The organism is Aphanothece hegewaldii CCALA 016, assembly GCF_003007785.1.
Classification (GTDB): Bacteria; Cyanobacteriota; Cyanobacteriia; order Cyanobacteriales; family Microcystaceae; genus Chroococcus; species Chroococcus hegewaldii.
This window is the reverse complement of the sequence record NZ_PXOH01000032.1, coordinates 13,719-39,558: the sequence shown is the minus strand read 5'-3', so window position 1 is coordinate 39,558 and position 25,840 is coordinate 13,719. Positions and strand designations below refer to the sequence as shown.

The 25,840-nt window shown below is 40.5% G+C and carries 18 protein-coding genes; 5 read left to right on the top strand and 13 right to left on the bottom strand.

Annotation, left to right across the window (positions count from 1 at the left end; genetic code table 11):
• Positions 1–22: 22 nt before the first annotated feature.
• From C7H19_RS20445 to C7H19_RS20420, 6 genes are all read right to left on the bottom strand, one after another.
• Complete coding sequence (locus C7H19_RS20445) at positions 23–3,931, bottom strand: VCBS domain-containing protein (RefSeq protein WP_181280690.1); 3,909 nt, start codon at positions 3,929–3,931, stop codon at positions 23–25.
• A 327-nt stretch (positions 3,932–4,258) separates the two neighbouring features.
• The gene (locus C7H19_RS20440) at positions 4,259–5,851 is read right to left on the bottom strand and encodes a TIGR03032 family protein (RefSeq protein ID WP_106458771.1); all 1,593 of its coding nucleotides are present in this window, start codon (positions 5,849–5,851) and stop codon (positions 4,259–4,261) included.
• A 237-nt stretch (positions 5,852–6,088) separates the two neighbouring features.
• Positions 6,089–6,886 (bottom strand): hypothetical protein, encoded by a 798-nt coding sequence (locus tag C7H19_RS20435; RefSeq protein ID WP_106458770.1) that lies wholly within the window; start codon positions 6,884–6,886, stop codon positions 6,089–6,091.
• A 70-nt stretch (positions 6,887–6,956) separates the two neighbouring features.
• Positions 6,957–7,751: a type 1 glutamine amidotransferase gene (locus tag C7H19_RS20430; protein ID WP_106458769.1), complete on the bottom strand. Its 795-nt coding sequence runs from the start codon at positions 7,749–7,751 to the stop codon at positions 6,957–6,959.
• Between the two features lie 6 nt (positions 7,752–7,757).
• On the bottom strand, positions 7,758–9,092 hold the full coding sequence (locus C7H19_RS20425) for a Mur ligase family protein (protein WP_106458768.1): 1,335 nt from the start codon (positions 9,090–9,092) through the stop codon (positions 7,758–7,760).
• Between the two features lie 181 nt (positions 9,093–9,273).
• Complete coding sequence (locus C7H19_RS20420) at positions 9,274–10,755, bottom strand: calcium-binding protein (RefSeq protein ID WP_106458767.1); 1,482 nt, start codon at positions 10,753–10,755, stop codon at positions 9,274–9,276.
• A gap of 174 nt (positions 10,756–10,929) precedes the next feature.
• Between C7H19_RS20420 and C7H19_RS20415 the strand changes: the two genes are divergently transcribed.
• From C7H19_RS20415 to C7H19_RS20400, 3 genes are all read left to right on the top strand, one after another.
• Positions 10,930–13,596 (top strand): two-partner secretion domain-containing protein, encoded by a 2,667-nt coding sequence (locus C7H19_RS20415; protein WP_181280689.1) that lies wholly within the window; start codon positions 10,930–10,932, stop codon positions 13,594–13,596.
• 185 nt (positions 13,597–13,781) lie between these two features.
• Positions 13,782–16,178 carry a CHAT domain-containing protein gene (locus C7H19_RS20410; protein ID WP_219907698.1) on the top strand — a complete coding sequence of 799 codons (2,397 nt, stop codon included), beginning with the start codon at positions 13,782–13,784 and terminating at the stop codon, positions 16,176–16,178.
• 81 nt (positions 16,179–16,259) lie between these two features.
• Positions 16,260–16,601: a XisI protein gene (locus C7H19_RS20400; protein ID WP_106458764.1), complete on the top strand. Its 342-nt coding sequence runs from the start codon at positions 16,260–16,262 to the stop codon at positions 16,599–16,601.
• 9 nt (positions 16,602–16,610) lie between these two features.
• On the opposite strand, the gene C7H19_RS20395 is transcribed toward C7H19_RS20400, so the two are convergent.
• The 5 genes from C7H19_RS20395 to mutT are packed head-to-tail and all read right to left on the bottom strand — an operon-like array spanning position 16,611 to position 22,559.
• The gene (locus C7H19_RS20395) at positions 16,611–17,363 is read right to left on the bottom strand and encodes a DUF928 domain-containing protein (RefSeq protein WP_106458763.1); all 753 of its coding nucleotides are present in this window, start codon (positions 17,361–17,363) and stop codon (positions 16,611–16,613) included.
• Positions 17,338–19,716: a CHASE2 domain-containing protein gene (locus C7H19_RS20390; protein ID WP_106458762.1), complete on the bottom strand. Its 2,379-nt coding sequence runs from the start codon at positions 19,714–19,716 to the stop codon at positions 17,338–17,340. Before C7H19_RS20390 ends, C7H19_RS20395 begins: the two co-directional genes overlap by 26 nt.
• A gap of 6 nt (positions 19,717–19,722) precedes the next feature.
• Entirely contained in the window at positions 19,723–20,937 is a 1,215-nt protein-coding gene (locus C7H19_RS20385) for a DUF1822 family protein (protein ID WP_219907697.1), read from the bottom strand.
• Positions 20,880–22,103 (bottom strand): sigma-70 family RNA polymerase sigma factor, encoded by a 1,224-nt coding sequence (locus tag C7H19_RS20380; RefSeq protein ID WP_106458760.1) that lies wholly within the window; start codon positions 22,101–22,103, stop codon positions 20,880–20,882. The genes C7H19_RS20385 and C7H19_RS20380 overlap by 58 nt, the downstream gene beginning before the upstream one ends.
• Positions 22,104–22,136: 33 nt before the next feature.
• A complete protein-coding gene (gene mutT, locus C7H19_RS20375; RefSeq protein WP_106458759.1) occupies positions 22,137–22,559 on the bottom strand; it encodes an 8-oxo-dGTP diphosphatase MutT in 423 nt (140 codons plus the stop codon).
• 211 nt (positions 22,560–22,770) lie between these two features.
• Between mutT and C7H19_RS20370 the strand changes: the two genes are divergently transcribed.
• A complete protein-coding gene (locus tag C7H19_RS20370) occupies positions 22,771–23,064 on the top strand; it encodes a hypothetical protein (RefSeq protein WP_106458758.1) in 294 nt (97 codons plus the stop codon).
• Positions 23,065–23,159: 95 nt separating this feature from the next.
• Here C7H19_RS20370 and C7H19_RS20365 read toward each other — a convergent pair whose 3' ends face one another.
• Positions 23,160–23,510, bottom strand: coding sequence for a DUF760 domain-containing protein (locus C7H19_RS20365; RefSeq protein ID WP_106458757.1), 351 nt, complete (start codon positions 23,508–23,510; stop codon positions 23,160–23,162).
• A gap of 141 nt (positions 23,511–23,651) precedes the next feature.
• Complete coding sequence (locus C7H19_RS20360; RefSeq protein WP_106458756.1) at positions 23,652–24,608, bottom strand: RNA polymerase sigma factor, RpoD/SigA family; 957 nt, start codon at positions 24,606–24,608, stop codon at positions 23,652–23,654.
• Positions 24,609–25,120: 512 nt separating this feature from the next.
• Between C7H19_RS20360 and C7H19_RS20355 the strand changes: the two genes are divergently transcribed.
• Positions 25,121–25,735 (top strand): histidine phosphatase family protein, encoded by a 615-nt coding sequence (locus tag C7H19_RS20355; RefSeq protein ID WP_106458777.1) that lies wholly within the window; start codon positions 25,121–25,123, stop codon positions 25,733–25,735.
• Positions 25,736–25,840 lie beyond the last annotated feature (105 nt).

The following is a 25,840-nucleotide window of genomic DNA, read 5'->3' as shown; positions in this document are numbered from 1 at the left end:
AGAATAGGAGATTTAGGTCTGGTTAAATAATTACATTTGTACCAATAATGAAATTAGTTGCTGTAGTATTGTACAGAGTCGCCATTCTGACAAAACTATTAGCCCCACCATCAGCGTCAATCTGTAATAAGGTACTATTTCCTGACTGGAACAAGCGTAAATATCCGTCAGCTACGGGATTACTGCCACTATAACCGATATTGTCCAATAATTCCGTTAGAATTAGTTGAGCTTGGGTATGATCAAACTGATAAATTTTATCGCCCGTTATTGCTGTACCGCGATCGCTCATTTCTTGATAGACAAATTGGTTAACTTGTGAACCGCCATAAAGGGTATCACTTCCACCACCGCCTACCAGTATATTATTACCTAACTGCCCAAAGAGAAAATCATCGCCATCACCGCCATAGGAAGTATCTTGACCATTGCCGCCATAAATGGTATCATTTCCACCATTGCCGAAGAGTAAGTCATCCCCATCACCAGCTTGAATGAAATCATCGTCATCACCGCCCTCGATGGTATCATTTCCACGACCACCCTCGATGCGATCATTTCCGCTATTACCATAGACAAGATCTTTACCGGCTAGTCCTTTGATGATATCGTCGCCCGCACCTCCAGAAAGCGTATCAGCCCAGTTAGTTCCCAAGAGTTCTCTTGATACAGTTATCTGAACTGTACCGATATCCGTACCACCATTGCCGTCGTCTACGGTGTAGTCTAAGCTAAAATTGCCCACACTTGTTGGGTTGTATGTAATAAAGTCATCGGTTTTATCCAGAAGTGTTCCGTTATCGTTGAGGGTTGCTGTACCACCAGTGATGTTAGAGATACTGGTAATGCTTAAGACATCTCCATCGGCATCCGTATCATTGCTTAGTAATGTAGATACTGAAATGTTTATTGGAAAATTAACAACCGCCGTTGCTGTATTATCGAGCGCAACAGGTGATAAATTATCATCAAGACCGTTAATCGTAATGGTGATGTCTTGAGTAGTTCCATCAATACTTGATACGGTAAAGGTTTCGGTTTTCGTTTCACCTGTATTAAGATATTGTACGGCACTATTGACAACGGTGTAAGTATATGATCCTGCACTGGTGATGCTGAGGCTGCCTAAAGGAGAGCCAACTGGTACAACTGTTGTACTAAATTGATTTTCGCCCGTATCAGGATCAGTAACCGTAAGTGTACCGGTTGCGGTTAAATTAGGATCACTATCATCTTCTGTTACAGATGCAGATGATGTTCCTGTAATTGTAGCAACATCGTTTACGCCATTAATGGTAACGGTGATGTTTTGGGTAGTTCCATCGACACTTGATACGGTAAAGGTTTCGGTTTTGGTTCCACCTGCACCCAAGTATTGTACTGCACTATTGACAACGGTGTAAGTATATGATCCTGCGCTGGTGATGCTCAGGCTGCCTAAAGGAGAGCCAACTGGTACAACTGTTGTACTAAATTGATTTTCGCCAGTATCAGGATCACTGATGGTTAGGCTTCCCGTTGCTGTTAGATTAGGATTAGTAGTATCTTCTGTTACAGATGTAGATAATGTTCCTGCAATTGTAGCAACATCGTTTACGCCAGTAATGCTAACGGTGATGTTTTGGGTTGCAGTACCATCAATACTTTTTACGGTAAAGGTTTCGGTTTTGGTAATTCCTGCTCCTAAGTATTGTACTGCACTATTGACAACGGTGTAAGTATATGCTCCTGCACTGGTGATGCTGAGGCTGCCTAAAGGAGAGCCAACTGGTACAACTGTTGTACTAAATTGATTTTCGCCAGTATCAGGATCAGTAACCGTAAGTGTTCCGGTTGCTGTTAGATTAGGATTAGTAGTATATTCTGTTACAGATGTAGATAATGTTCCTGTAATTGTAGCAACATCGTTTACGCCATTAATCGTCATTGTAACAGTAGCCGTAGCTGTTCCACCTTTGCCGTCGCTGATGGTGTAGGTAAAGCTGGGGTTTGACACAAGTCCCGCAGTCATGGAATTATACTGACCGTTGGGGTTGAAGGTGAAGGTGTTGTTGGCGTTGAGGGTTAGTAGTGCGCCACTTGGGAGTGTGCGCGGGCTACCGACGGTGATGGCTGTGCCGTTGACTTGGGTGATACTGAGGGACTCGCCATCGGGTTCGCTATCATTAAGCAAGACATCCCCAGTTGTAACGGCGGTATCTTCATTGGTTGTTGCACTATCGTTTACGGCAACTGGCACTTGGTTATTGAGGTAGTATTTGAGCGTGCCGCCACCTGCTCCAACAACGGCATCAAGATCCCCGTCCGAGTCAATGTCAGCAAAGGTGGGCTTGCTATAATTCACCACATCGATGCCATTAAAGGGGTTAGATGTCCCTGTTTGCTCCCTGTATACCGGAGCAAGGGCTGTCCCTGTATTCTTATAGTATAAGAGCCTGCCGTATAATTCTCCAACAACGGCATCAAGATCCCCGTCCGAGTCAATGTCAGCTAAGGTGGGCTTGTTAAAATACCCCACATTGATGTCATTGAAGGGGTTAGATGTCCCTGTTTGCTCCCTGTATACCGGAGCAAGGGCTGTCCCTGTATTCTTATAGTATTTGAGCGTGCCGTCCGATGCTCCAACAACGGCATCAAGATCGCCGTCCGAGTCAATGTCAGCAAAGGTGGGCGTGCTATAATTCCCCACATTGATGTCATTAAAGGGGTTAGATGTCCCTGTTTGCTCCCTGTAGACTGGAGCAAGGGCTGTCCCTGTATTCAAATAGTATTTAAGAGTGCCGTATTTTTCTCCAACAACGGCATCAAGATCCCCGTCACCATCAATGTCAGCTAAGGTGGGCGCGCTAGAAAGACCCACATATATGTCATTAAAGGGGTTAGATGTCCCTGTTTGCTCCGTGTATACCGGAGCTAGGGCTGTCCCTGTATTTTTATAGTAGTTAAGATTGCCGTCATATTCTCCAACAACGGCATCAAGATCCCCGTCACCATCAATGTCAGCTAAGGTGGGCGCGCTAGAAAGACCCACATATATGCCATTAAAAGGACTGGTAGGAGGTTGGGTGAAGTTTACGGGTTTTGGGGTTGGAATGTTCTCGAAGTAGTTAAGATTGCCGTCAATTTCTCCAACAACGGCATCAAGATCCCCGTCCGAGTCAATGTCAGCAAAGGTGGGCGTACTAAAAGACCCCACATCGATGGTATTAAAGGGGTTAGATGTCCCTGTTTGCCCCCTGTAGACCGGAGCAAGGGCTGTCCCTGTATTCTTATAGTATAAGAGCCTGCCGTATAATTCTCCAACAACCGCATCAAGATCCCCATCACCATCAAGATCAGCTAAGGTGGGCTTGCTCAAAGACCCCACATATATGCCATTGAAGGGGTTAGATGTCCCTGTTTGCTCCGTGTAGAAGGGAGCAAGGGCTGTCCCTGTATTCAAATAGTATTTGAGAGTGCCGTCAAGTGCTCCAACAACGGCATCAAGATCCCCGTCCGAGTCAATGTCAGCTAAGGTGGGCGCGATAAAAGACCCCACATATATGTCATTAAAGGGGTTAGATGTCCCTGTTTGCTCCGTGTAGAAGGGAGCAAGGGCTGTCCCTGTATTCAAATAGTATTTGAGCGTGCCGTTAGATTCTCCAACAACGGCATCAAGATCCCCGTCCGAGTCAATGTCAGCAAAGGTGGGCGTACTCCAAAAACCCACATCGATGGTATGAAAGGGGTTAGATGTTCCTGTTTGCTCCGTGTAGACTGGAGCAAGGGCTGTCCCTGTATTCAAATAGTAGTTAAGATTGCCGTCACCTTCTCCAACAACGGCATCAAGATCCCCGTCCGAGTCAATGTCAGCAAAGGTGGGCGTACTCAAAAGACCCACATCGATGGTATGAAAGGGGTTAGATGTTTCTGTACGTTCGATAAATGTCATGAACATTCTCCAAAAACCAATGAGTCAACTATTGACAAATTATTTTTTTTGTGGTAGATAAATATTTTTCTACTGCATTAAGTAATTCTTCAACAATCTTCTTTCATCTAATCGTTTATTTACTTGATTCGCAGCGATCGATATCACCAGCAACCTGTGATTCTTGTCACACCGTAAAAACACGGATAATACCAAATCCGTATAAATCGAACTCTTTTCATTAAGCTTTAGTATGACTGGGCTTGGAGACCAAACCCCTACAGGATATTTTTTATTGAGTATTTATGGCGGATTTTATCTAATACATATCGCGTCTTTACAAGATCTCTAAACGTTTAAGAATTTTAATGCTGTTTGCACAGTTTCATTAAGTGGTCTGAGTTGCCAATTTAATTTCTGTAATAATGGGTCTAGAGCAATATTGGTCAGGTCGTTGATTTGATAAATCATTTGTATGGTATTGCATTCATTCTTCGCCAGTTCCAGTTCTAGGGCATATACTAAGCGTTTGCCGATACCATGTCTTTGATAGGGCGGTAACACTAAAAGCGAGATCAGTTCTGCTATTCCATTGGGAAGGATTTCTGCAATAGCAAAACCGACAATTTCACCGGTTATTGATGCCGAAAGTCCAATCAGTTCGCCGCGTTGGGGTTGATTTTGCCAACGTTGACTCAAACGAGGAAAAGTCAAATCATCATAGGCGAGGGCGTTACTCGGAGTGAGATGATAAACTCGTTGATATTTAATTTGATTCCTTATAGTTTCCCCTTCCTCATAGGAGGGGGTTAGGGGGCGGTGGAGAGGGTGAGGTTCTGAGGGAAGTCCCGCTACAGGGGCAGTTTTACCCAGACTTGGACGTTGTGCGGTGGGTTTGGTAATCACAATACCCCCCGAACCTGGGAAAGTGACTAAGCGTTGAATATCATCGTTTTGCAGTCCCATTGTTTGTGGACGACGCACACCGGGCAAAACTACCACATCAAATAATTCTTCAACAATGCCCTCTAAATGTACCCAGTGCAGAAGTTCTCCAGTGTTAAGATCGATCGCCATTAGTCCACATTGAGGGGTTTTTCCTTCTTTGGCTAACCTTTCTTCGAGGGCGAGTCCGGTAAAAGTACGCGCCCTTAGTTTCGACAAACCCACCAAGGCAACATTTCCCCAAAACGCTAAACCTCGCACGAAACCAGGACAAAAAGTAATTGGGACAAATTTTTTATCTTCAATATATCCTAGTTCACCTGTACCAGAATTGAGTAACCACAATTTCCCTTGATACCAGCGTGGCGAGTGGGGCATCGATAAACCTGTGGCTATAATTTCGTTATTCTGTACATTTATAACTACGCCCCCATTTACTCGATGATTGCGCCAACCCGCCGCCGTATCTGATGTACTACAAGCCGTCACATAAGCCAAAAGTCCATCTTTCATCGCTAACCCATTAAGGTGACATCGGTCTTCGGCGACTAATTTAGAAATAAACGGCGGTTGCCAGATGGGGACAAAACTATAATCCTTACTCAAAGTCGCCAGACAGCTAAAATCGCTATTGACAAAAATAATATTTTGTGCATTGTCCACGACAACATCATGTACATTGAGATCCCCTGTGGTGTATGCGGTTCGGGGAATATAAAGACGATCGCAACTTCCCTGTAATTCGCTTCGAGCGAGGTGGTTATCGAAACGCCAGACCTGATATCGTGTACTCAGATAAAGTCGATCGCCATCTGCATAGAGTCCCATCGGTTTATCGAGTAACCTTTCATGGGCAGCTAAACGCCCTTCAGAATTAATCCCAACACAAAACAGGCGATTTGTTTGATAGGTAGTAAAAGCAAAGCTAATTTGTTCTTGTTGTAGCCATAAAGGGAAATCACTTGACGATGTTATTTGTAATAGAGGATTGTTCATGTTTGTTATAATCTTTTTTTAAAAAAATTAATAAATATAAGATAATTGAGTCGGTTTCTTAAGACAATAGGTATAAAATTCGCTTTTTTTGTTGATTCTGTCGTTAGTGTTAGACTGAATATCATTCTTAATAAATTTATTAGTAAAAAATTGGGCTTGGAGACCAAGCCCCTACGCGAAGATGATCAAATTGGTCTTAAATTTAACTCTATTACAAGTGCGATCGATGTTTTTATTTTAGGAGTTATTTTCTATATTAGTCGGAACAAAGGTTCTTGTTCTTCTAACATACTTCCAGGCAATACCTTCAGGATCTCTACTTTGACTCCATTGGGCAAAGTCTGGTTCAGATTTTCGTCTACCAACGGTACTAGAATTAGTATCAAGACGTTTGGCTAATTCCGATTGAATTAGGGATAATTGATCAGATGATTCACTAAGAAGGGAGTCATCAGATGAATCAATTAAATCGCTTTCATCTTCATCATCTTCTTCAGTCAAAGTAAAATTAGATGGTGTTTCATCCTCTTCTAATTCTTCTTCAAAATCAAGAATCTTAGAAATGTTCATCACCGAAGCTTCTGGAGAAATAACCGGAGAACTTTTTGTCTCGATAATTTCGTCTTCTTCTTCTTCGACTGGATCACTGTCAGCGAAAATGCTACCTAAAGCGTTTGCCGTCAAAAAGTAATAAACAACGCCTTCATCATCTATTTTCTTGCGTTGTGCGCCAAATTCTTCGGCTTTTCTCTCTAAAAACTCTTTGGCCGTCCATCCGCTTAGATTTGCTTTTTGTGATAAATCCATCGGTGTCAGACAACCTTGGTTTTCCGTCACTAATTGATGAAAAACTGGATCAATTGTACGTGACCATTTTGTCCACTGATAATTCTGCCAGATTTTCAAGGCTAGACTTAATCCCATAAAGAGTAAAATCCACTTCCAAGCAGTGAAAAGGATCATAATCACGATCGCTAAGGGAAGGATTAGGATTAAAAAGCCAGCCGTAGTACGATCAAATACGTTTGCAGTCATAATGGTTAATTTGCCAATCGATATCAATGGCAAGTTGAATCGCTTCTGCCATAAAGTCCATCCTTACAGTTTAGGGTTTATTGGCCATGCTCGTTAAGTCTAATCGCTTAAACATGGCTTGACGGGCTTGTAGGGCTAAAGAATCATTAAGTTTTGTTAAATTAATCGGGGTTTGATATTTTTCTAAGAGTGCTTTTTGGATTAACCAATCGGCAATAAAAGGGTTTTTCGGTAATAATGGCCCATGAGAATAAGTAGCGATCGCATTTCGATAAAAAGCCCCTTCATAACCATCCTCTCCATTATTCCCATAGCCTTGAATCACTTTTCCTAGGGGGGATACCTGCCCTAAATATGTTCTTCCTCCGTGATTTTCAAAGCCTATGACCACAGGAGAATCATTTAGGAGTGTTTTTAAGTTTTGTGCTAAAGGAGTGGCTGTAATCTCAAATACGACGTTACCGATACAACGTTTGGCATCGGGTCCAGGGTGTTTACTAACCATATCCAAAATCCCTAACCCTTCGATACGTTGTCCTAAAGCGGGTTCGTAGTAATGTCCCAAGAGTTGCGGGGAACCACAGGTAAATACTCCTGGTGTTCCTGCTTCTATTCTCGTAGAAATTGCGTCTGCTTTGGCACCTTTTAGATCCCGCATGACGATTTCTTGTTGTCGATCTTGCGCCCCACCACCGACAATGAGATCAACTTGGTGAAAGGTATCGATCTCGGTTTGTTGATCTAGTGGGATAATTTTTACAGGGATATTACGCCACTGACAACGACGCTGTAAAGTAATCACATTTCCGCGATCGCCGTAGGTACTCATTAGGGTAGGATATAACCAGCCGATGTTCAATTCCATATATTTTTATAAGATTTTTCTTCCTGTTAAAATTTCTCTGACTTCTAACATAGCCGAATAAGTTGGCAATATATATAATGTGTCTCCTTTTTCTGTATAGTCTAATGCCGTTTCTATGGCTTCTTTCAAGTCTTCTTTTATAATTAAATTCGATTGATTTTCTAAATCTCGACTATATTCTAATCTGAGAGCCAGATCAAAAAGACGATCGCCTGAGACAATTAATTTACCACCAATACTCGCTAATTTTTCTGTATCTACATCCCAGATCCAAGAAACATCAGTCCCATCGGGTATTCGATCGTTTAATATCACTAAAGTTGTGGATGGTTTTCCCTCGATTTGTAGGTCTTTTACAGCGCGAATAGTTTCATTCATGCCCACAGGATTTTTAGATAAAAGAATACGGATATTTTTCTCGTTAATCGTCAATTCTTCGGCGCGTCCAAATGCGGCTTTAAAGTTGATCGCCGTCTCAAATATCGTCTCAATATCTATCCCTATTTCTTTAGCAACTAAACCAGCAGCCAAAGTATTATATTTATTGTAAACACCAATCAGAATTTGTGGCCAATCCTTACTATTTAAAGTTGGTTGACTTTTATTGAAACCGCAAGCAGGACAACTAAAATCACCCAAATGAGAAAGATAAACCCCCTGATAGTCTAAAGAATGACCACAATTAGGACAATAAATAGAGTCTACTGCGTGAGGAATTTCATCTAGATATAAATTTGTTTCACTTAAACCAAAAAATAGAACTTTTTGGGGGAGATTTTGTCCTAAATAAGATAGAGTTGGATCATCAGCATTTAGGATAACTGTAGTGGTTTTTGGTAGAGGTGATATTGCTTGTTGCCATCGACGACTAATGGTATCTACTTCACCATATCTATCTAACTGATCACGAAATAAATTTAGCCCAACAATAAACCGAGGACGACAATCTTTTAATACGAGTGGTAAAACATTTTCATCGACTTCTAAAATAGCGTAATCGGCGTTAAGTTGTCCAAATAAATTCGTATTTCCGAGTAAAGTTGTGATTAAACCATTAATTAAATTAGCACCCGTAATATTATGAGCGATCTTTGCGCCGTTGCGTTCTAATATTGTTCGTAAAAATAGAGATGTTGTCGTTTTTCCATTCGTTCCCACCACTAAAATAACACCATCTTTTACCTGTTCACACAACAAAGGTAGTAAACGCGGATGTAAACGTCGTGCAATTTCACCAGGTAAGACACTAGCCGCACCAAGACGAAGTTGTTTTACAATAGCAGTAACGGTTTTAGCTGTCCCAACGGCCAGGGCTAAACGAATTCGATCGAGCAGTTGCATGAGTTTAATATAATCAATCTGTATATTCTTTTTTAGAATACTCTACTGACCATAGATATCGGGTTGCTCAGTGAAGTTCCATTCTTTGAAAGTTGATCTCAGGATATATTGACTGGAAAAACCCCTTAAAGAACAATTCGTCTTTGAAGGGTTAGATGAAAAGGATAAATGAACAAAAATCTTAAACAAAAACGAAGTTTGCACCGATCGTAACATTAGTCGTATCTTGTAGAATCCCTAATAATTCAACACCATAATAAATCAGCGTGTCTGTAGCCGACGTACCAGTAGTATTGCTAAATTGTAGTGAATATTGACTGATATTACCTGCAACTTGGATTTTATCATATGTGGCCGAAAAGTCGGTAATCGTAGCGCGTCCAAGCCCTATATAAAAAGGATTTCCCGCTTCACCTAGAACAAATGTATCTTGTCCTGCATCACCTGTAAGGATATCGTATTCTACACCAGAACCAAAACCACAGAGAATATCGTCGCCTTCTCCACCTAATAGAGTATCATTATTGAATGAGCCATAAAGTGCATCATTGTCATCGCCACCGTAAAGAATATCATCGCCACCGAAACCATAGATAGTATCATTACCAACAAGTCCATAAAGATAGTTGCTAACTTCGTTACCACCGATCCAGTTATTTAGAGTATTACCTACACCCGTAGCAGCAGAACCAGCAAAACTTAAAACTTCCACGTTGTCGGGTAAAATATAATCAAAGTCAACAATAACGCGCTCGGTCCCTTGATTCTGGCTTTCTATAACTACGTCATTATTAGAATAGATATAGTATTCATCATTGCCAGTTCCGCCCATCAACTGATTATATCCTGTTCCACCAATCAGATAATCATTACCTGCACCACCGTTTAAGGTATTATTTCCAGCGCCACCATATAAATAATCATTACCACTTCCTCCATCATAATAGTCATCGCCATCCCCACCATCAAGGGTATCATTGCCACTTCCTCCATTAAGACTATCATTACCCGTTCCACCGATGAGATAATCATTTCCATTTCCACCATCAAGGGTATCATCACCATCAAACCCATCAAGGGTATCATCGCCATCCAAACCGCGTAATCTATTATTGTAGAGATTTCCAACGATCGAGTTATTCAGAGTATTCCCTGTTCCCGCAATATTATTACCAATGAGTCTTAAATTCTCTACATTGTCGCCTAATGTGTAATTAATTGAAGCATAAACGGTATCAAAACCCTGATCTACATACTCCGTAACAACATCATCTTTATTATCAACATAGTACAGGTCATTGCCATAACCGCCGTACATTTGGTCTTTTCCTGTACCACCATCAAGGGTGTCATTACCATAACTACCATAAAGAAAATCTTGCCCCAAACCTCCATAAAGAAAGTTATTATCGAATTCAGCCAAAGTACTCGCTACTGCAAACAAAACATCATTACCTTTGCCACCAGTAATTGTATCTTGACCTTTGCCTCCAGATATGGTATCATTACCATCCCCACCATCAAGATAATCATTGCCGCCACTAGCAGATCCTAGCCCATTTCCGCCAAATATCCAATCATCACCATTATGACCGTAGATGAAGTCGTTGTCAGCACCACCATTGAGAGTGTCGTTGTAATCAGAGCCATGTATAGTTGTCATATGATTAACTTCCTTTTTTACTTAAAACCCTTACATTCAATACACACGATGGGGTTTTTGATTTTATGCAGTGAGTAGGTAAAAAATCATCAACATTTTTTTTGGCTCAGTGCGATCGTGAGAAAATAATGAAATAACGCATCCTTAGTTCTTGCCTTGAAAACAGTCTCATTCTTGACCCTAGTAGCATTTTTTGTTTTAATCTCTAGAGGAGAGCAATTCGCATATGCTCAAATAAAAAGCGATCGCACATTGGGAACCGAAGCATCTGTAATCAATTCTCATGCTGAAGGGGAAACAATCGATCGTATCGAAGGTGGAGCGATCCGAGGAAACAATCTATTTCACAGTTTCGCTGAATTTAATGTTATAGATGGACAACAAGTCTATTTTGCTAACCCAACAGGTATCAAAAATATTTTTAGTCGGGTAACTGGAAATAATCCCACCAATATTTTAGGAACTTTGGGCGTATTGGGTGAGGCTAATTTATTGATACTCAATCCTAATGGTATTTTCTTTGGTCCCAATGCAAGGATAGATCTTAAAGGAGCATTTGTCGCAAGTACGGCAGATCATTTAATATTTGATGGTTATGCTTTTAGTGCCAACAATCCTCAAGAAGTTCCCCTGCTCACTCTAAATGTACCGATCGGCTTACAATATGGAAATTCAGGCGCGATCAAAGTACAAGGATCTTTACTTGAGGTTTCCCAAGGACAAACTTTAGCCTTAGTTGGTGGTAATCTCAGTTTAGAAGGTGCTTCATTACTTGCTTTTGGGGGTGAAATTGAGTTAGGAAGCGTTTTAGGTAATGCAACGGTGCAGATCGATTCTAGCGATTTTAGACTACATTTTCCCAATGAGTTAGGCAATATTTCCCTGAATAATGAAGCGAGAGTGAGTGTCAGGTCAGAAAATGGCGGTAATATCCGAATTAATGGACATAACCTCGATATTTTAGGTGGAAGTGTATTATTAGCAGGAATAGAATCAGAATTAGGAGCGAGGGAAAGTCAAGCAGGAACTATCGAAATTAATACAACTGGAACAATAACCCTAACAGATGGCAGCTTGATTAGTAATATAGTAAAACAGGGCAGTGTAGGGAATAGCGGAGAGATTAACATCACAACTCGATCGCTTTCAATAACAAAAGGCGCAAGCGTACAAGCCAGCACATCAGGACAAGGAAATGCGGGAAATATCAATATTATTGCTCAAAAATCAGTAATTTTGGATGGAACAGATCTAACAGGTTATCCGAGTTCTATATTTAATACAGTCAGACAAGAAGCAGTCGGAAAGGGTGGCACGATCAATATTACGACGGAAGAACTTTCGGTAACAAATGGAGCATTATTAAATGTTGGCACTTATGGAATAGGAGATGCCGGAAATATTAATATTATTGCTATAGAAAAAGTTTCTTTTGATGGAGCAGATCTCGCAGGTTATTCGAGTGCAGCCATCAGCGAAGTGAATATAAATGCGATCGGTAACGGTGGTAGCATTAAAATTACGACGGGCGATCTGACGATGACTGATAGTGCCTATCTCAGTGTTGGTACCGATGGACAAGGAGACGCAGGAAGTATCATAATAAATGCTCGTAATACCGTTTCTTTTGATGGTGTAGGTAGCAATAATGCTCCAAGTCTTGCTTTAAGTATTGTCGATGATCAAGGAGTCGGCAAAGGTGGCAATATTAATATTATGGCTCAGTCACTTTTTTTGACCAATGGTGCTGTATTCGTTGCGAGTACGAATGGACAAGGAAACGCGGGTAATATTAATATTCAAGCTCAGAACATAGTTTCTCTTGATGGCATAGGTAGTAACGATATTCCCAGTGCGCTATTAAGTCAAGCTACTCCCGATGCAACTGGCGACGGTGGTAATATTAATCTCACGACTGATGCTCTTTCTTTAACTAATGGTGCGCTATTTAGTGTTAGCACAGAGGGACAAGGAAAGGGCGGCAGCATCTCAATTCAGTCTCAAACGGCATATGCTAGTAATGGTGCTAGTATTTCTGTTGGGAGTCAGGGAACGGGAATAGGCGGCAATCTTCAACTTTCAACAAATACGCTTGTACTGAATAATAATGCGTCACTGAAAGCCCAGACGAATAGTAGTAAAGGCGGCAATATTATTTTACAGGTACAGGATTTATTGATGTTGCATCATACCAGTCAAATTTCGGCAACGGCGGGACTCTCTGGTGCTGGAGGTGATGGCGGTAATATTAATATTAATACTGGTTTTTTGGTGGCTGTGCCGAATGAAAATAGCGATATTACGGCTAATGCTTTTGAAGGTACTGGGGGTAGAATTGAGATTACAACCCAAGGGATTTTTGGCATTGCATTTCGAGAATATAATACGCCTTTGAGTGATATTACGGCGAGTTCTGAGTTTGGTATTCAAGGAGAGGTGATCTTTAATCTTCCCACTATTGAGCCTACAGAAGCATTAGCACAATTACCAGTTAATACGGTTGATATCTCTCAACTTATTGCGCGAACTTGTCCACAAGATGCCGGAATAACGGCTAATAATCAAGGAGAATTTTGGATAACGGGGAGTGGTGGTTTACCGTCTTTACCTAGTCAACCTTTTAATGGTGATGCAGTCTGGCAAGATTTACGAGCGATCGTTCCTCAACCCATCACCAGTCCTAGTATAAATCGGGAAGAGACATTAGAAAATCAATCAATTATTGAAGCTCAAGGATGGGTGATCACAATAGACGGCCAAATTATGCTTATCGCCCAAGAAAACCGCGTTACGCCCGACTATTCTAAAGCAATTCTCCGCAATTGTCAGATTACTCCTTAAATATGAACAAAAGGCGCAAAAATAGTCTAATATTTCTCGGAAAATTCATTTTAGGCTTGATTCTGGTTTTAGTGTTTGCATTCGTCGCCGATTTTTCCGTAGTAGGTCGCGCCTATAACATAATATATAAAAAAAGTCAAGCAAATTTAATAAGTTTCAATAAAACTTCTGCGGTTGGTGAAATAGTGCAGCAGGGCAGGGAATTCTATCAGTTAGAACAATTCTATCAAGCCGTTACAGTGTGGCAACAAGCCCTAAAAATATATTACTCACAAGATGATGAACTAAACCAGATCCTAGTATTGAATTATCTCTCGCTGGCGTACCAAAAACTAGGACAGTGGGAGGAAGCGAATAGATCGATCGCAGAAAGTCTAAAACGTTTAAAAACCAATCATCCTGAGCAATTATCCCTATTAGCCCAAGCTTTAAACGCCCAGGGAAGTCTACAATATACCCAAGGACAAACCGAAACCGCCTTAGAAACATGGCAACAAGCAACCGCCATTTATCATCAAGTAGCCGATGAAATAGGCTATATAGGTAGTTTACTCAATCAAGCCCAAGCACAGCAAACATTAGGACTTTATTTAAGTGCGAAAAGAACCTTAGTTCAAAGTGAAGAAATTCTTCAGCAACAATCTAATCTACAACTTAAAATAACTGGGTTACGAAGTCTGGGTAATACTTTACAAGCAATTGGTGAGTTTGAGGAATCTAAACGCGTTCTCGAACAAAGTTTAGCACTTGCCCAAGAACAAGGATCATCAGAAATAGCCGCAACACTTCTGAGTTTAGGAAATACTCTGCGATCGCAACAAGAACCCGAAATCGCTTTAACTCACTATCAAAAAGCCGCTAACCTTTCTGGAACAACAATTCTGCGGGTTCAGTCCCAACTAAATGAACTGGATCTACTTTTAGAATTAGAGCGATCGCAACAAGCCAAAAACCTCGCTACAATCATTGAAAAACAGATCGATGATTTACCTATTTCTCGCATAGCAATTTATAGCAAAATTAACTTAGCCCAAAGTTTACTTAAATTTCCTGACCGACAGCCGCTTAACATTGCTAAACTTTTAGTTACTGCTGTTCAACAAGCCAAAACACTTAGCGATCGTCGTGCTGAATCCTATGCTCTGGGCTATTTGGGGCAACTTTACGAAAAATCCCAGCAATGGTCAAACGCACAAAAACTCAGTGAACAAGCATTACTTCTAGCCAATGCGCCAGATTTAGCCTATCAGTGGCAATGGCAATTAGGACGTATTTTCAAAGCCCAAAAACAAGCCGAAATAGCCATAAACTATTATAACGCCGCATTTAATACCCTGCAATCCCTGCGTAGTAATCTCGTTGCAATTAATTCAGATATACAATTTTCTTTCCGTGAAAGCGTAGAACCCGTCTATCGTCAATTGGTCGATTTACTGTTGAGTTCCACAGACACCGAAAACCCAAGCAACTTACAAAAAGCTCGTGAAGTCATCGAAGCCTTACAAATAGCCGAATTAAACGACTTCTTTCGCTCTGCTTGTCTAGAAGGACAGAAAGTACCCATCGATCAAATCCCTCAAACAGAAGCAGCCGTAATCTATCCCATTATTTTAACCGATCGCATAGAAATCATTCTCAGCTTGCCAGAACAACCTCTCCGTCACTATAGTATTTCTGTATCAGAACAAAAAGTCAAAAAAGATTTAGAACAACTGCGCTATTATCTCGAAAAACCTTATATTACCTCAGTCGGAAAATCTTTAGCTCAACAAGTCTATAACTGGTTAATTCAACCCATAGCAGCAAATTTAACTCAGAATCAGATTAAAACATTAGTATTTGTATTAGACGGAGAATTGCGTAATGTACCGATGGCTGCTCTTTTTGATGGACAACAATATTTAATCGAAAAATACGCGATCGCCATTGCCCCTGGACTCCAATTGCTCAACCCCAAACCCTTACTACAGAAAAAACTCAACGTACTATTAGCCGGACTTACCCAGGAACGTCATGGATTTATCGCATTACCCAATGTTATCGAAGAACTCAAAAACATACAAACGCAAGTACCATCACAAGTCTTATTAGATAAAACCTTTACCAGTTCCGAACTGCAACAAGAACTAGAATCTGTTCCTTTTTCCGTTGTCCACCTAGCCACTCACGGTCAATTTAGTTCCAAAGCCGAGCAAACCTTTATTTTAGCATGGGACAAACCGATTAATGTTAACGAATTAAAAACATTGCTTTTAGTGAGGGATAAAACGAACTCCGAAGCACTAGAATTATTAGTCTTGAGTGCGTGCCAAACAGCCGAAGGAGACGATCGAGCCGCATTAGGACTAGCGGGGGTTGTAGTCAGATCACGATCGCGTAGTGTACTCGCTTCTTTGTGGAATGTCGATGATGCGTCGGCTGTTCCCTTGCTCAGTCAATTTTATCGGGAATTAGCCACCAAAACCAAAACAGTAACTAAAGCTGAAGCCCTTCGTCAAGCTCAATTATCCCTTTTACGAGATCCAGATTATCGATATCCTGTTTATTGGGCTTCTTTTGTTTTAATCGGAAATTGGCTTTAAGCAAGATGTAATTCAACTTGTCCTCAATAAACATCAACTGCCACTCATTGTTGTAGATACAGAAACAGAGGAGATTAGACAATGGATAAATTAACTGAATATCCCCAAATGATTGAACGTATCTTGACGGAGTATGTAGAATTGTGTAACCGTCGCCATAACCCAGATCTCGAAACATTTTTAATTGTAGATAAGCCAAAGGGTCATTATATCTGGATGAATCTAGGTTGGCCTAACAGTGAACGTCTTATGGGTATAACTGTCTACGTTCGTCTTAAAGATAGCAAATTTTGGATCGAAGAGGATTGGACTGAAGAAGGGATCGCAACTGATCTAGTTCGTGCAGGTGTTGACAAGGAAGATATTGTATTAGCATTCCATGAACCTAAGATGCGATCGTACACAGATTTTGCGGTAGCGTAGAAATTGGCTTTAATCGTCGGTTTGCCAAACGATCGGAGTTCGAGCCATAGGAGCCAAACCCACTTGCTCTAATAAGTCAATCCATGCCGTCTGAATGGTTGGTGAATTGAGATTATCTTGCTCACTGAGGCTCGTTAAAGCATCGTACCAAATCCCGTTGGCGGCGTAAACAGTAGCACGTTCTAAAGGCGTTTGAGTGGTTTTAAGTTGCTCTAAAAGTGTAGCCCCGATCGCCACTCGTTCAATTGTACCTCGAACAAAAACCGAATTAGAGGGACTTTGGGGGTCACATTCCATTAAAAATATCCAACGATACTTTTTACCTATAATTAAGGGGGAAGTTGTCGCAGGAAGAGAAATTCTCACAATACCTGACACTGTTTTCGTTAAAGTAAATCGTGTGGTATAAATTTCGTTATCGCTTTCATCCTGTAAAACAAATTCTACAGTTTCAGCAGTTGTTCGTTCTGGGACATAAAACATCAATGTAGGATGTTCGGCAGTCGTTAACCCCCAAACATAGGATTTTTCCGCCGTCTTTGTCACAGGAACAAGAGCCATCAAAGACCGATCATTACGGCAATTTCCGCGACTTCCCCCACCTTGAACTCGTCCTGTTGGTTCTCCTGTGTCAGGGGGTGGCGGTGGTACAAATTGGATGACATTAGGTTCAGTAGAAGCGTAGACCGATGAGTTAATGAGTACAGTAGTCAGTGTATAAGTTAAAGCGATCGTCCTAATCCAAAATTTTGTTTTTTGCATTTTCCTCTCTCTCTATTTTTCCATCAATTATCCTGATCCGCGTTCCAGTCACCACCAAAGCGAATATTGCTGGAACCAAGGGCAACCAACCACCACAGAGGAGCAACAGAAAACAGGTTCCCGATAACGTTACTCCTGCTATAATTCCAGAACGTCCCAAGTCAGAGCGGGGGTGAAAACGGAAAGCCAGAAAGCCACCGGTTAACGACCAACCCCAAATCCAAATAATTTCACCCCATTGAGGCAAATACCACAACAGAGGACGATTATCTAAAACAGCACTTAAGATTTGACTTAGCATATGTGCTTGGATGAATACGCCTGGAATTTTAGCTAAAGATCCCGCCCCATATGGTGTAGCCCAGTAATCTGCTGTACTATTAGCCGTAACTCCAATTAAAATGACTCGATCTTTAATTGCTTTCGGGTTAATTTCTCCTTTGAGAACTTGGGATAAAGTGACTTGATCCGCAATTTGGCGAGGTGAGTCTAGGGCGCGATAATTCAGCATTATTTGACTGCCTCTGGCATCAATCGATTGATAACCGACTGTTCTGCTTATTAAACGAGTAAAAATCGTCTGTTTTAATTGTAAATTTCCTTCTTTTGTAAAAGTAGGCGAAATTCCTTGACCATGAAGATAGAGAAATGCTAATTGGACACTAAAACTATAGGCTGTGGTACAAGAAGAGGAAACGGGTAAGGGCGACATAAATAGGAGATGACGGCGTAAAATTCCATCGTTATCAGCAATAAAATCGCTAAAACCCAATCGTGAGAGGGGTATTTCTGGCGGGGCGGCGATCCCAGTTGGATCATTTTCTCCATCACTACGCTTGCAAATGGCTATCAGGCGATCGCTTTTTTGTAGGCGCGTTTTTAAGTCTGGATGTAGAGACGCGCCATGGCGCGTCTCTACGGGAAAATCTCGATAAATATCTAAACCGATTGCTCGTGGTTGATTCGATTCTAATATAACTAGGAGTCGATTTAGCACTTCATCTGATAAAGATCCGCGTCGTGCTTCTTCTCCTTGTGCTTGGATATCTTTTTCGGTTACAGTAACGATCAGCAGACGAGGATCGGGTGTTTCAGTTGGTCGCAAACCCATTAAGCGATCGAATGCCCATAACTCCAGTGGTTGTAGCATTCCTAACCATCTTAGTCCAACAATGATCGCTGTCACGACTAAACTATTAATCAGTAGTTTTTGATAGTTCGTTTTTGCTCTAGTAATGGGTATTTCCTCAATTTTGGGTAGCAATGAGCGCCAAGTTGGAGGAATTTGAGCGGGGTTTTGAAAGATTACAGGAAACCATGTCGCACACTTAAACTCGGTTTCTCTTGGCTGTAATTTTTCTCTTGCTTCTCTGACAGACTGATAGAAAGATTCTCCTCTAGCAAAGGCGGATAAAAAGTGTTTTAAAAATTCTTGTGCTATTATGTCGGGTACGGGTTCCCGCATGACAATACCTTGGGGTAAATGGAGATCTTCTAAGTCCCAAGCTAAACCTAAACCATCGCAAGAATTAAAAATAGCTAATTGTAAACCTTGCGCGATCGCATTTTTGAGAGCATATTTTAGCTGAGGAATTGTCAGACTATTTCTGCTATTAATCTGAATTTTCCCTTGTCCTTGGCTGGAACTATGCCCCGCAAAAAACAGAATATCATATCGACTCTCCCAAAGATGTCTATCTAAGTCTGTTCTTGTTGGTTCTACTAAAAATTGTAGTTCGACGTTGGGTAATTGTTCTAATAATAAGCGATCTGGCTCTAAATCGATGCCTTGTCCATTGCCTAAAATTGCTAAAATTTTGATGCGATCGTTTTTATGAGTTGTCTGTTTTTGCACCGAGCGAGCATAATCTGGTAAACTAACTGCGAGTTCTGCTTGTGGATAATCGTCAAAAAAAGACCATATACACCAAGGAAATCGAAGTATCGTCCGATTTTCTGAAACAATAATCAGGCGTATTTCATCTGTTGGACTAAGATAAGTTCGGAGTTGTCTTTCTATTGGGCGAAAAGATGCCGCATTTAACCATAAATTAAGCTGATTTTGTAGTTCATCACAAGCTTGCTGAAATTCAATACTCGAAATATGTGTCACATCTTCTGACTCTATTTCAATTTCCCACGTCCGATAACGCCAACCCAAACTAGAATAATGAGCAGATAAGAGTAATTGCCAGTTTTGATAAGCGAGTTCTAATTCTGGTGATTTCGGTAAGCTTGCAGTAAATTGGAGTGGATGAGGATTAGATTGCCAAAGTTGGGCGATAACTGTAGTATAGCCCTGTTTCCAGTCTCCTTTCCCTAAATTTAAGACAACCAACTGACTTTTGTCCATTTTTTTTCAGGTGGTGAATTCTTCTATAAAACTGAAATTGTCTAAAGATACTTCGATGCTAAAACGCATTTTTTTCGGACATTTAAAACGTTTTAATTGAATAAAGTTATCGACGGAACGTGCCTCTACAGATTGGAGGATTTCTCCTGATGCTGAAATTAAGGCTAATCTAAGATTACTGGGTAAACAAAGTGGGCTTTCTGTTGTTCCGAGTCGCACACGAATACCAAGACGGCGATCGGGTTCGGTTTCTAATACCAATAGTAAGACAAATTGGCGATCAGTTCCTTCTAAATTGACCAATTTAACTCGTTTAATGACATTTTGTTCTGAATCTCTCAAATTGAGTAAAGACGCGTTATAACCCGTTTCCATTAGGTTTTCGAGCGATTGCCAAGTCTCCTCGAAACGATTTTGCCACCATTGACCTAAGTTTACGATCTGCTTTACCCCTCGTCGCTGTTGATACAAGCGTTCTAGTGTGCTAGATTCTTCGAGTAAGGTTCCCCAAAATTCAAAGGGAACTTGTAGTCTAAGCAGTGCCAAGTCTGGGTTACTCAAGCGTTGCAGTAGAGACGCGCCATAATTTTGTTGTAGGGTTTGAGTAATGGGTAAGGTTGCCCGTGTCGGTTCTGCGGGAGATACTTGACGGATCACCCATAAAAGTGTTATGTCTTGATTTAAAAACTCTTCTTCAAGATAATAATTGCGATCGCTTGCGTCATAGCTACTTTTGGCTACAATTTCTTGATGAGTGGTATATCCCCAAATTCTCAGCCAGCCCTCATCAAGATTGATTTGTACGGCAAGATAATAATCACCAATCCAACTGGGTAAATCTACCCATTCTTGGGGGATATAAAATTCGCTTGTATCTAGGCTTTTACTGGGAATTAAAATGAGTCGCTTTCCTTGAATTTCTATAGCTGTGCCGTTGACAACTTCCCAAATAGCCGCCAATGGATGCAAAGTTTGCCAAGCTGTCGCATTTGGCTCATATTCCGCTTGTAACCAAGGTAGGAAGGTATTTAGACAAATTTGATTAAGATAGGTATGCCAACGCCCTTCAGGAGTCGAACAAGACTGGCTTTGTTGCCAAGATTGCTCAATAGACGCGGGCGATATTTCTAGCCATAATTGGGTTGTGGTATCGAAAGAAAAAGTCATGGTTTGGGTAGGGATGAGCGATCGCTGATATTGTGATAATAATTCTGCAACCACTCCTCTAATATTGTAGTAATGTCTATTTTTACGGTGGATGTTACGGTAATATGCAAGGTTTCTTCACTCCATCGCACCAATGCTAGTAATAATATTTCTCTGGCTTTAGTGAGGCGGCGTGAAATTTGATACTGTTGCATCTGTAAGGTTTTAGCGATTTCTTGCTGAGTGAGTTGTTGTTGGTAATAAAGTTGTAAAAGCTGTTGAAAAGATGGTTCGATTTGGGCTAAAGTTGAAGTTAAGATAGTATTGATCTGATTGTGTTGGCTTTGTCTTTGTTGGCTTTCTTCAACTGCGATCATCTCAGTCAAAAGCGATTCATCTAAAGGCGTTGAGAGATTCTCAGATATTTCCAATTTGCCGTATTCTTCCCCAGATTTAGGCATATTCAGGGAATGAATGGGAGGATAGAGATAAGTACGGACTAAAGATGCACTCAAAAACAGCCATTTTTCGAGAGTTTGGGGGCTGCATTGGGGTTCAGATGCGGAAAGTTGAGTGAGACGCTGACGATTGTAAAGTTTTGCGATCGCTTCCCATGTTTTTTGATCGCTTTGACTTAGTTGACGGATGCGGCTACTTTGTTTAGGAAAGTCTATAGTTGTAAAGCAATTCCACGCTAAACAATAGCGATTAATGGTTTCTTGGTTTAGTCCCGCGTTTTCTAATGATTCTTTAAGTTGTTTTTTGCTGATTTTATGCAATAGTCCCCAATCATTACATAACTCAACTTGGGATCTTTGACGCAGTTCATCTTTTATTAAATTACGAAAAGCAACCGCCGCATATGTTTTGAGTGTTGCCCTCGGATCTGGTTTAAAACCTTTAAGAATTTTCTCGATGCGTGCGATCGCTACTTGAAAACAGTCTGATAATTTATAATGTTTGTTGCCTAAAGGGGTGATTATTTTTTGTGATGTCCAATAACAGGTTTCTTGTAAGTAGGCTGATAAATGTGTTTTGGCTAAATTCCCATTCTGTTGTTGCCATTGTTTGTACCAATAAAACGCCCAGAAATTTTCTAAATGATCTGTTTGAGGAAATTGTTTTAAGCTATACTGCATACTCCGACGCAGTTGTGGATCTTTTGCCCAACCACTAAAGCGATCGGCTTCAAATTTGATAAATGTTGAAAAGATTTCTATGATATCTTGGCGCGGCTGCATATTTTAACACATTTTTATCATAAGAATTGTGTCTTATTTGTCTAATTTTTTATTGTTTAACGCTTTAATTATTTCAATATTAGCTTTAGGAAAGGGAAATTGTGTAATTTCATCGATCGTTACCCATCTAATTTCTTCGCATTCAATGGGACGCGGTTCACCACTGAGATAGCGGCAGTTGTAGACTTGTAAGGTGACGCGAAAATGAGTATAAGCATGATCAACAATAATTAGTAAATCATTGACTTCTATTTCTATATCAATTTCTTCTTTAATTTCTCGCTTGATACATTCTTCTACGGTTTCGTTGGGTTCTATTTTGCCCCCCGGAAACTCCCAAAGTCCACCGAGTAAACCTTTTTCGGGACGACGATCAATTAATATTTGTCCAAGTTCATTATAGATGACGGCGACACCGATTTGTTTATGAGGAATAGGCGCGGTAGTTTCTGTCATGGAGAATAACGGGGTTTGCAGCAAGTATTATTTTACCAAACCAAAATCGAGTAAGGATCTTGGTTTTGTCGCCAGAGTAGAATTCTTCCCGCAAGGAGCATACTAAAATGAAGAATTAAACCCGTCTAATTAACCCATAATATGATTAGTCCTGCGGAATCTGACCTCTAAGGGATTGACGGAAAACTTATATAATAGGAGTTTAACAAAAATGACTGGTGAAGAAATTCAAAAAACCATAGAGCAGATGTTGGCTGTTCAAAAAGAATTACAGGAAAGTCAAATCAGGTTAAAAGATCAGCAAGAACGGGAACGAGAAACTATATCGATTCTGGTAGAGGAGATATTTAAGTTAGTCGCTCTTAACAACCAACACGAAAACCGCATTAATCAACTAATCGGTTACAGCATCACAGAAGAAAGCGATCGCCTTACTCTCATGGAACGGTTGATGAGGGTAGAACAACGCTTAGAACAGTTAGAGAATCAACAAAACGAAAATTAATTACTTGAGGGGGTGACGTGTGGCCACCCGTTTTTCGCTCTTCACGATGTGTCGATAAAAGATCTTGTCTGTTGCTTTAGACATGAATAATCTTATTATTCAGTAAACCCGTCTTCTGAAGTATGACTTTGGATGCTAAACAAAGATTTTTCAAAGTTCATACGTTGTTCGGCATTGCGGAGAAAGTAACCACTCATCATAGCAGAAGCGAGTAAACGTCCTAAATTTTCTCGACTGGTATTCACGGTTACGCCAAAATGTTCAGAAGGAAGATTACCGAGTAAACCGATAATATTACGTTCCATGACTTGAAAGACTTCTGATGAATCGGGTTTAGACAGTTGAGTGATTGTTTCGGGACTCAATGATTGTACATATTGCCACAGGCTTTCGCCAGCTTCACCATCTTGATTAAAAAATCCTTGACGATTCAATTCATTATTCACGTGTTGGCCTCCTGTGGTCTTTTGGGTGAGAAAAAAAATTAATAGTCTGATTTCGATTCTTGTTCCTTTAATTTAACAGCTTTTTAAAAGGGTTGGGAGTCGGTAGAACCGTACCTTAAGATTCAGTTCCCCGACTTTTGATTAACTTGCGAGATATTCTTTGATATTCGCTTTACGTTTTCTCAGTTTGGCTAGGGCTTCCCGTTCAATTTGTCTGACCCGTTCTCGGCTAATATTAAGACGATGACCGATTTTAGCTAAAGTAAGCGGTTGACCGTCCCAAAGTCCAAAACGTAAGGCTAAAACTTCCCGTTGTTGGGGGGTGAGATCTTCCATTAGCTTTTCGAGGTCGATTTGTAAAGACGCATGGGTAGCGAAATCCTCTGGAGATGGCCCTGTATCTTCTAATAGTTCGCCTAATTCTGTATCTTGATTATCCCCAACTCTGAGGTCTAATGAAAGGGGCTGTCGCGCTCTTTCTAAGTAGTCTCTAACTTGTCTGGGTGTGAGTTCCAGTTCTTCGGCTAATTCTGTAACACTTGCTGCATGACCATTTTGTTGAGCAAGGTAGCGTTGTGCTTTTTTAATTTTATTGAGTTTTTCGGTGATGTGAATGGGTAGGCGAATTGTACGGCTTTTTTCTGCGATCGCTCGTGTGATCGCTTGACGTATCCACCAATAAGCATAGGTTGAAAATCGATATCCTTTGGTGGGGTCAAATTTTTCGACACCGCGCTGCATTCCGATCGTACCTTCTTGAATCAGATCTAGTAAATCTAGATTTCGTTTAAGATATTTCTTAGCGACGGAAACAACTAGACGCAGATTCGCTTCAACCATCTTACGTTTAGCATAATCTCCTGCACCAATTTCGCGGTTTAGCTGTTCTTCGGAAATTTTCGCCACCTGCGCCCACTCGCTGGGTGTGGGTTCGTAGCCTAGTTTGTTCGCTAATGACTCTTTAATTCTTTCTAAATCCATGAGTCTTTGTACCTGCTTGGCTAGGACGATTTCCTCTTCATGGGTGAGGAGTGGAACTCGACCAATTTCTCTGAGATAGGCGCGGACTGGATCAGTGGGATTTTTTGGAGTTTTCATGACGAGTGCATCGCTCTAATTAATAGTTGGGAAAACAAGGCTAAGGCTATTGATGTGAGTGCTTGGTTATCGAGAATAAGTTATGAGAGTTATTTATAGATTTGTTAACTCTAATATAAAGATCGATAGTAAGATACAGACAAGTAAGCTAAGTAGATAAAATTTCTTCAACTGGGTAGCCTCCTAAAAAATAAGCATTTTTCGGTTTATATGGCTAGTACTTGTTGTCTCCTTGTTGTCTCCTTGGCGAAAATAATTGTTTACTTATCCTTAATAATTATACACATACTGTAAAGTATTGTAAAGCTTTTTTAATTAATCTTCCTATATTCTGAGAAAAGGGATAATCGGGGAATGAGTATCAAAACTGTACTCATAGATTAATCGGATTCGGTTAAAATTAGTGCATCCTAGACAACAGAAAATTAAAATCGTTTGACGAAAAAAAGGACAATTTTTTTGGGTAAAATTTAGTGACAAAGATCACAAAACTCGTTTCAATCATTTTAAAAATGTCACAAACAATTTGGATGGCAAGACATGGTAACCGTTACGATTTTGTTAATCCTGAGTGGTTTAATACTGCACCAAGACGTTATGATCCGCCCCTTTCAGATGATGGACTAATTCAAGCCCAAGATCTCGCTTTAAGACTACAAGGCGAAAAGATTAGTCACATTTTTTCTTCTCCTTTTTTAAGAACGATTCAAACCGCTTATCCAGTGGCAGAACTTTTGGATCTCCCCATTAAATTAGAATTTGGATTAAGCGAATGGCTAAACCCTCAGTGGATGAGCAATACACCACAACTACACTTCTTCGAAATGCTTGAGCTAAATTATTCCCGCATTGATTGGAGTTATACATCTTGTGTGATTCCTCAATATCCAGAAAGTGAAAAGCTCATGCAGCAACGGACAGCCCTTACCGCTAAACGATTAGTTTCTCGTTTTTCTGACAATATCTTATTGGTAGGTCACAAAGCATCTATCCTAGGTACGACTGTCGAATTAATCGGAACTGAGCCAAATATTAATACTTCTTTTTGCGCTCTTGTTAAAATAGTCCGCAAAGGCGATAAATGGAAAATGGAATTAAATGGTGATACTTCTCATTTTAGTCAATAAACTGAACCAATTCGCTTTAATTGATTGAAATAATTGTGTATATTTTCTATTTTAATCCAGATTTTTTATGAATGATGACCTAATTTTGTTTTTACTGGGTGTAGC

Excerpts from the sequence above, each read along its gene's own strand:
- C7H19_RS20435 (WP_106458770.1), bottom strand. The coding sequence starts at position 6,886 with ATGACTGCAAACGTATTTGATCGTACTACGGCTGGCTTTTTAATCCTA.
- C7H19_RS20420 (WP_106458767.1), bottom strand. The coding sequence starts at position 10,755 with ATGACAACTATACATGGCTCTGATTACAACGACACTCTCAATGGTGGT.
- C7H19_RS20425 (WP_106458768.1), bottom strand. The coding sequence starts at position 9,092 with ATGCAACTGCTCGATCGAATTCGTTTAGCCCTGGCCGTTGGGACAGCT.
- C7H19_RS20380 (WP_106458760.1), bottom strand. The coding sequence starts at position 22,103 with ATGCAGCCGCGCCAAGATATCATAGAAATCTTTTCAACATTTATCAAA.
- C7H19_RS20355 (WP_106458777.1), top strand. The coding sequence starts at position 25,121 with ATGTCACAAACAATTTGGATGGCAAGACATGGTAACCGTTACGATTTT.
- C7H19_RS20395 (WP_106458763.1), bottom strand. The coding sequence starts at position 17,363 with ATGCAAAAAACAAAATTTTGGATTAGGACGATCGCTTTAACTTATACA.
- C7H19_RS20360 (WP_106458756.1), bottom strand. The coding sequence starts at position 24,608 with ATGAAAACTCCAAAAAATCCCACTGATCCAGTCCGCGCCTATCTCAGA.
- C7H19_RS20445 (WP_181280690.1), bottom strand. The coding sequence starts at position 3,931 with ATGACATTTATCGAACGTACAGAAACATCTAACCCCTTTCATACCATC.
- mutT (WP_106458759.1), bottom strand. The coding sequence starts at position 22,559 with ATGACAGAAACTACCGCGCCTATTCCTCATAAACAAATCGGTGTCGCC.
- C7H19_RS20370 (WP_106458758.1), top strand. The coding sequence starts at position 22,771 with ATGACTGGTGAAGAAATTCAAAAAACCATAGAGCAGATGTTGGCTGTT.
- C7H19_RS20400 (WP_106458764.1), top strand. The coding sequence starts at position 16,260 with ATGGATAAATTAACTGAATATCCCCAAATGATTGAACGTATCTTGACG.
- C7H19_RS20390 (WP_106458762.1), bottom strand. The coding sequence starts at position 19,716 with ATGGACAAAAGTCAGTTGGTTGTCTTAAATTTAGGGAAAGGAGACTGG.
- C7H19_RS20430 (WP_106458769.1), bottom strand. The coding sequence starts at position 7,751 with ATGGAATTGAACATCGGCTGGTTATATCCTACCCTAATGAGTACCTAC.
- C7H19_RS20440 (WP_106458771.1), bottom strand. The coding sequence starts at position 5,851 with ATGAACAATCCTCTATTACAAATAACATCGTCAAGTGATTTCCCTTTA.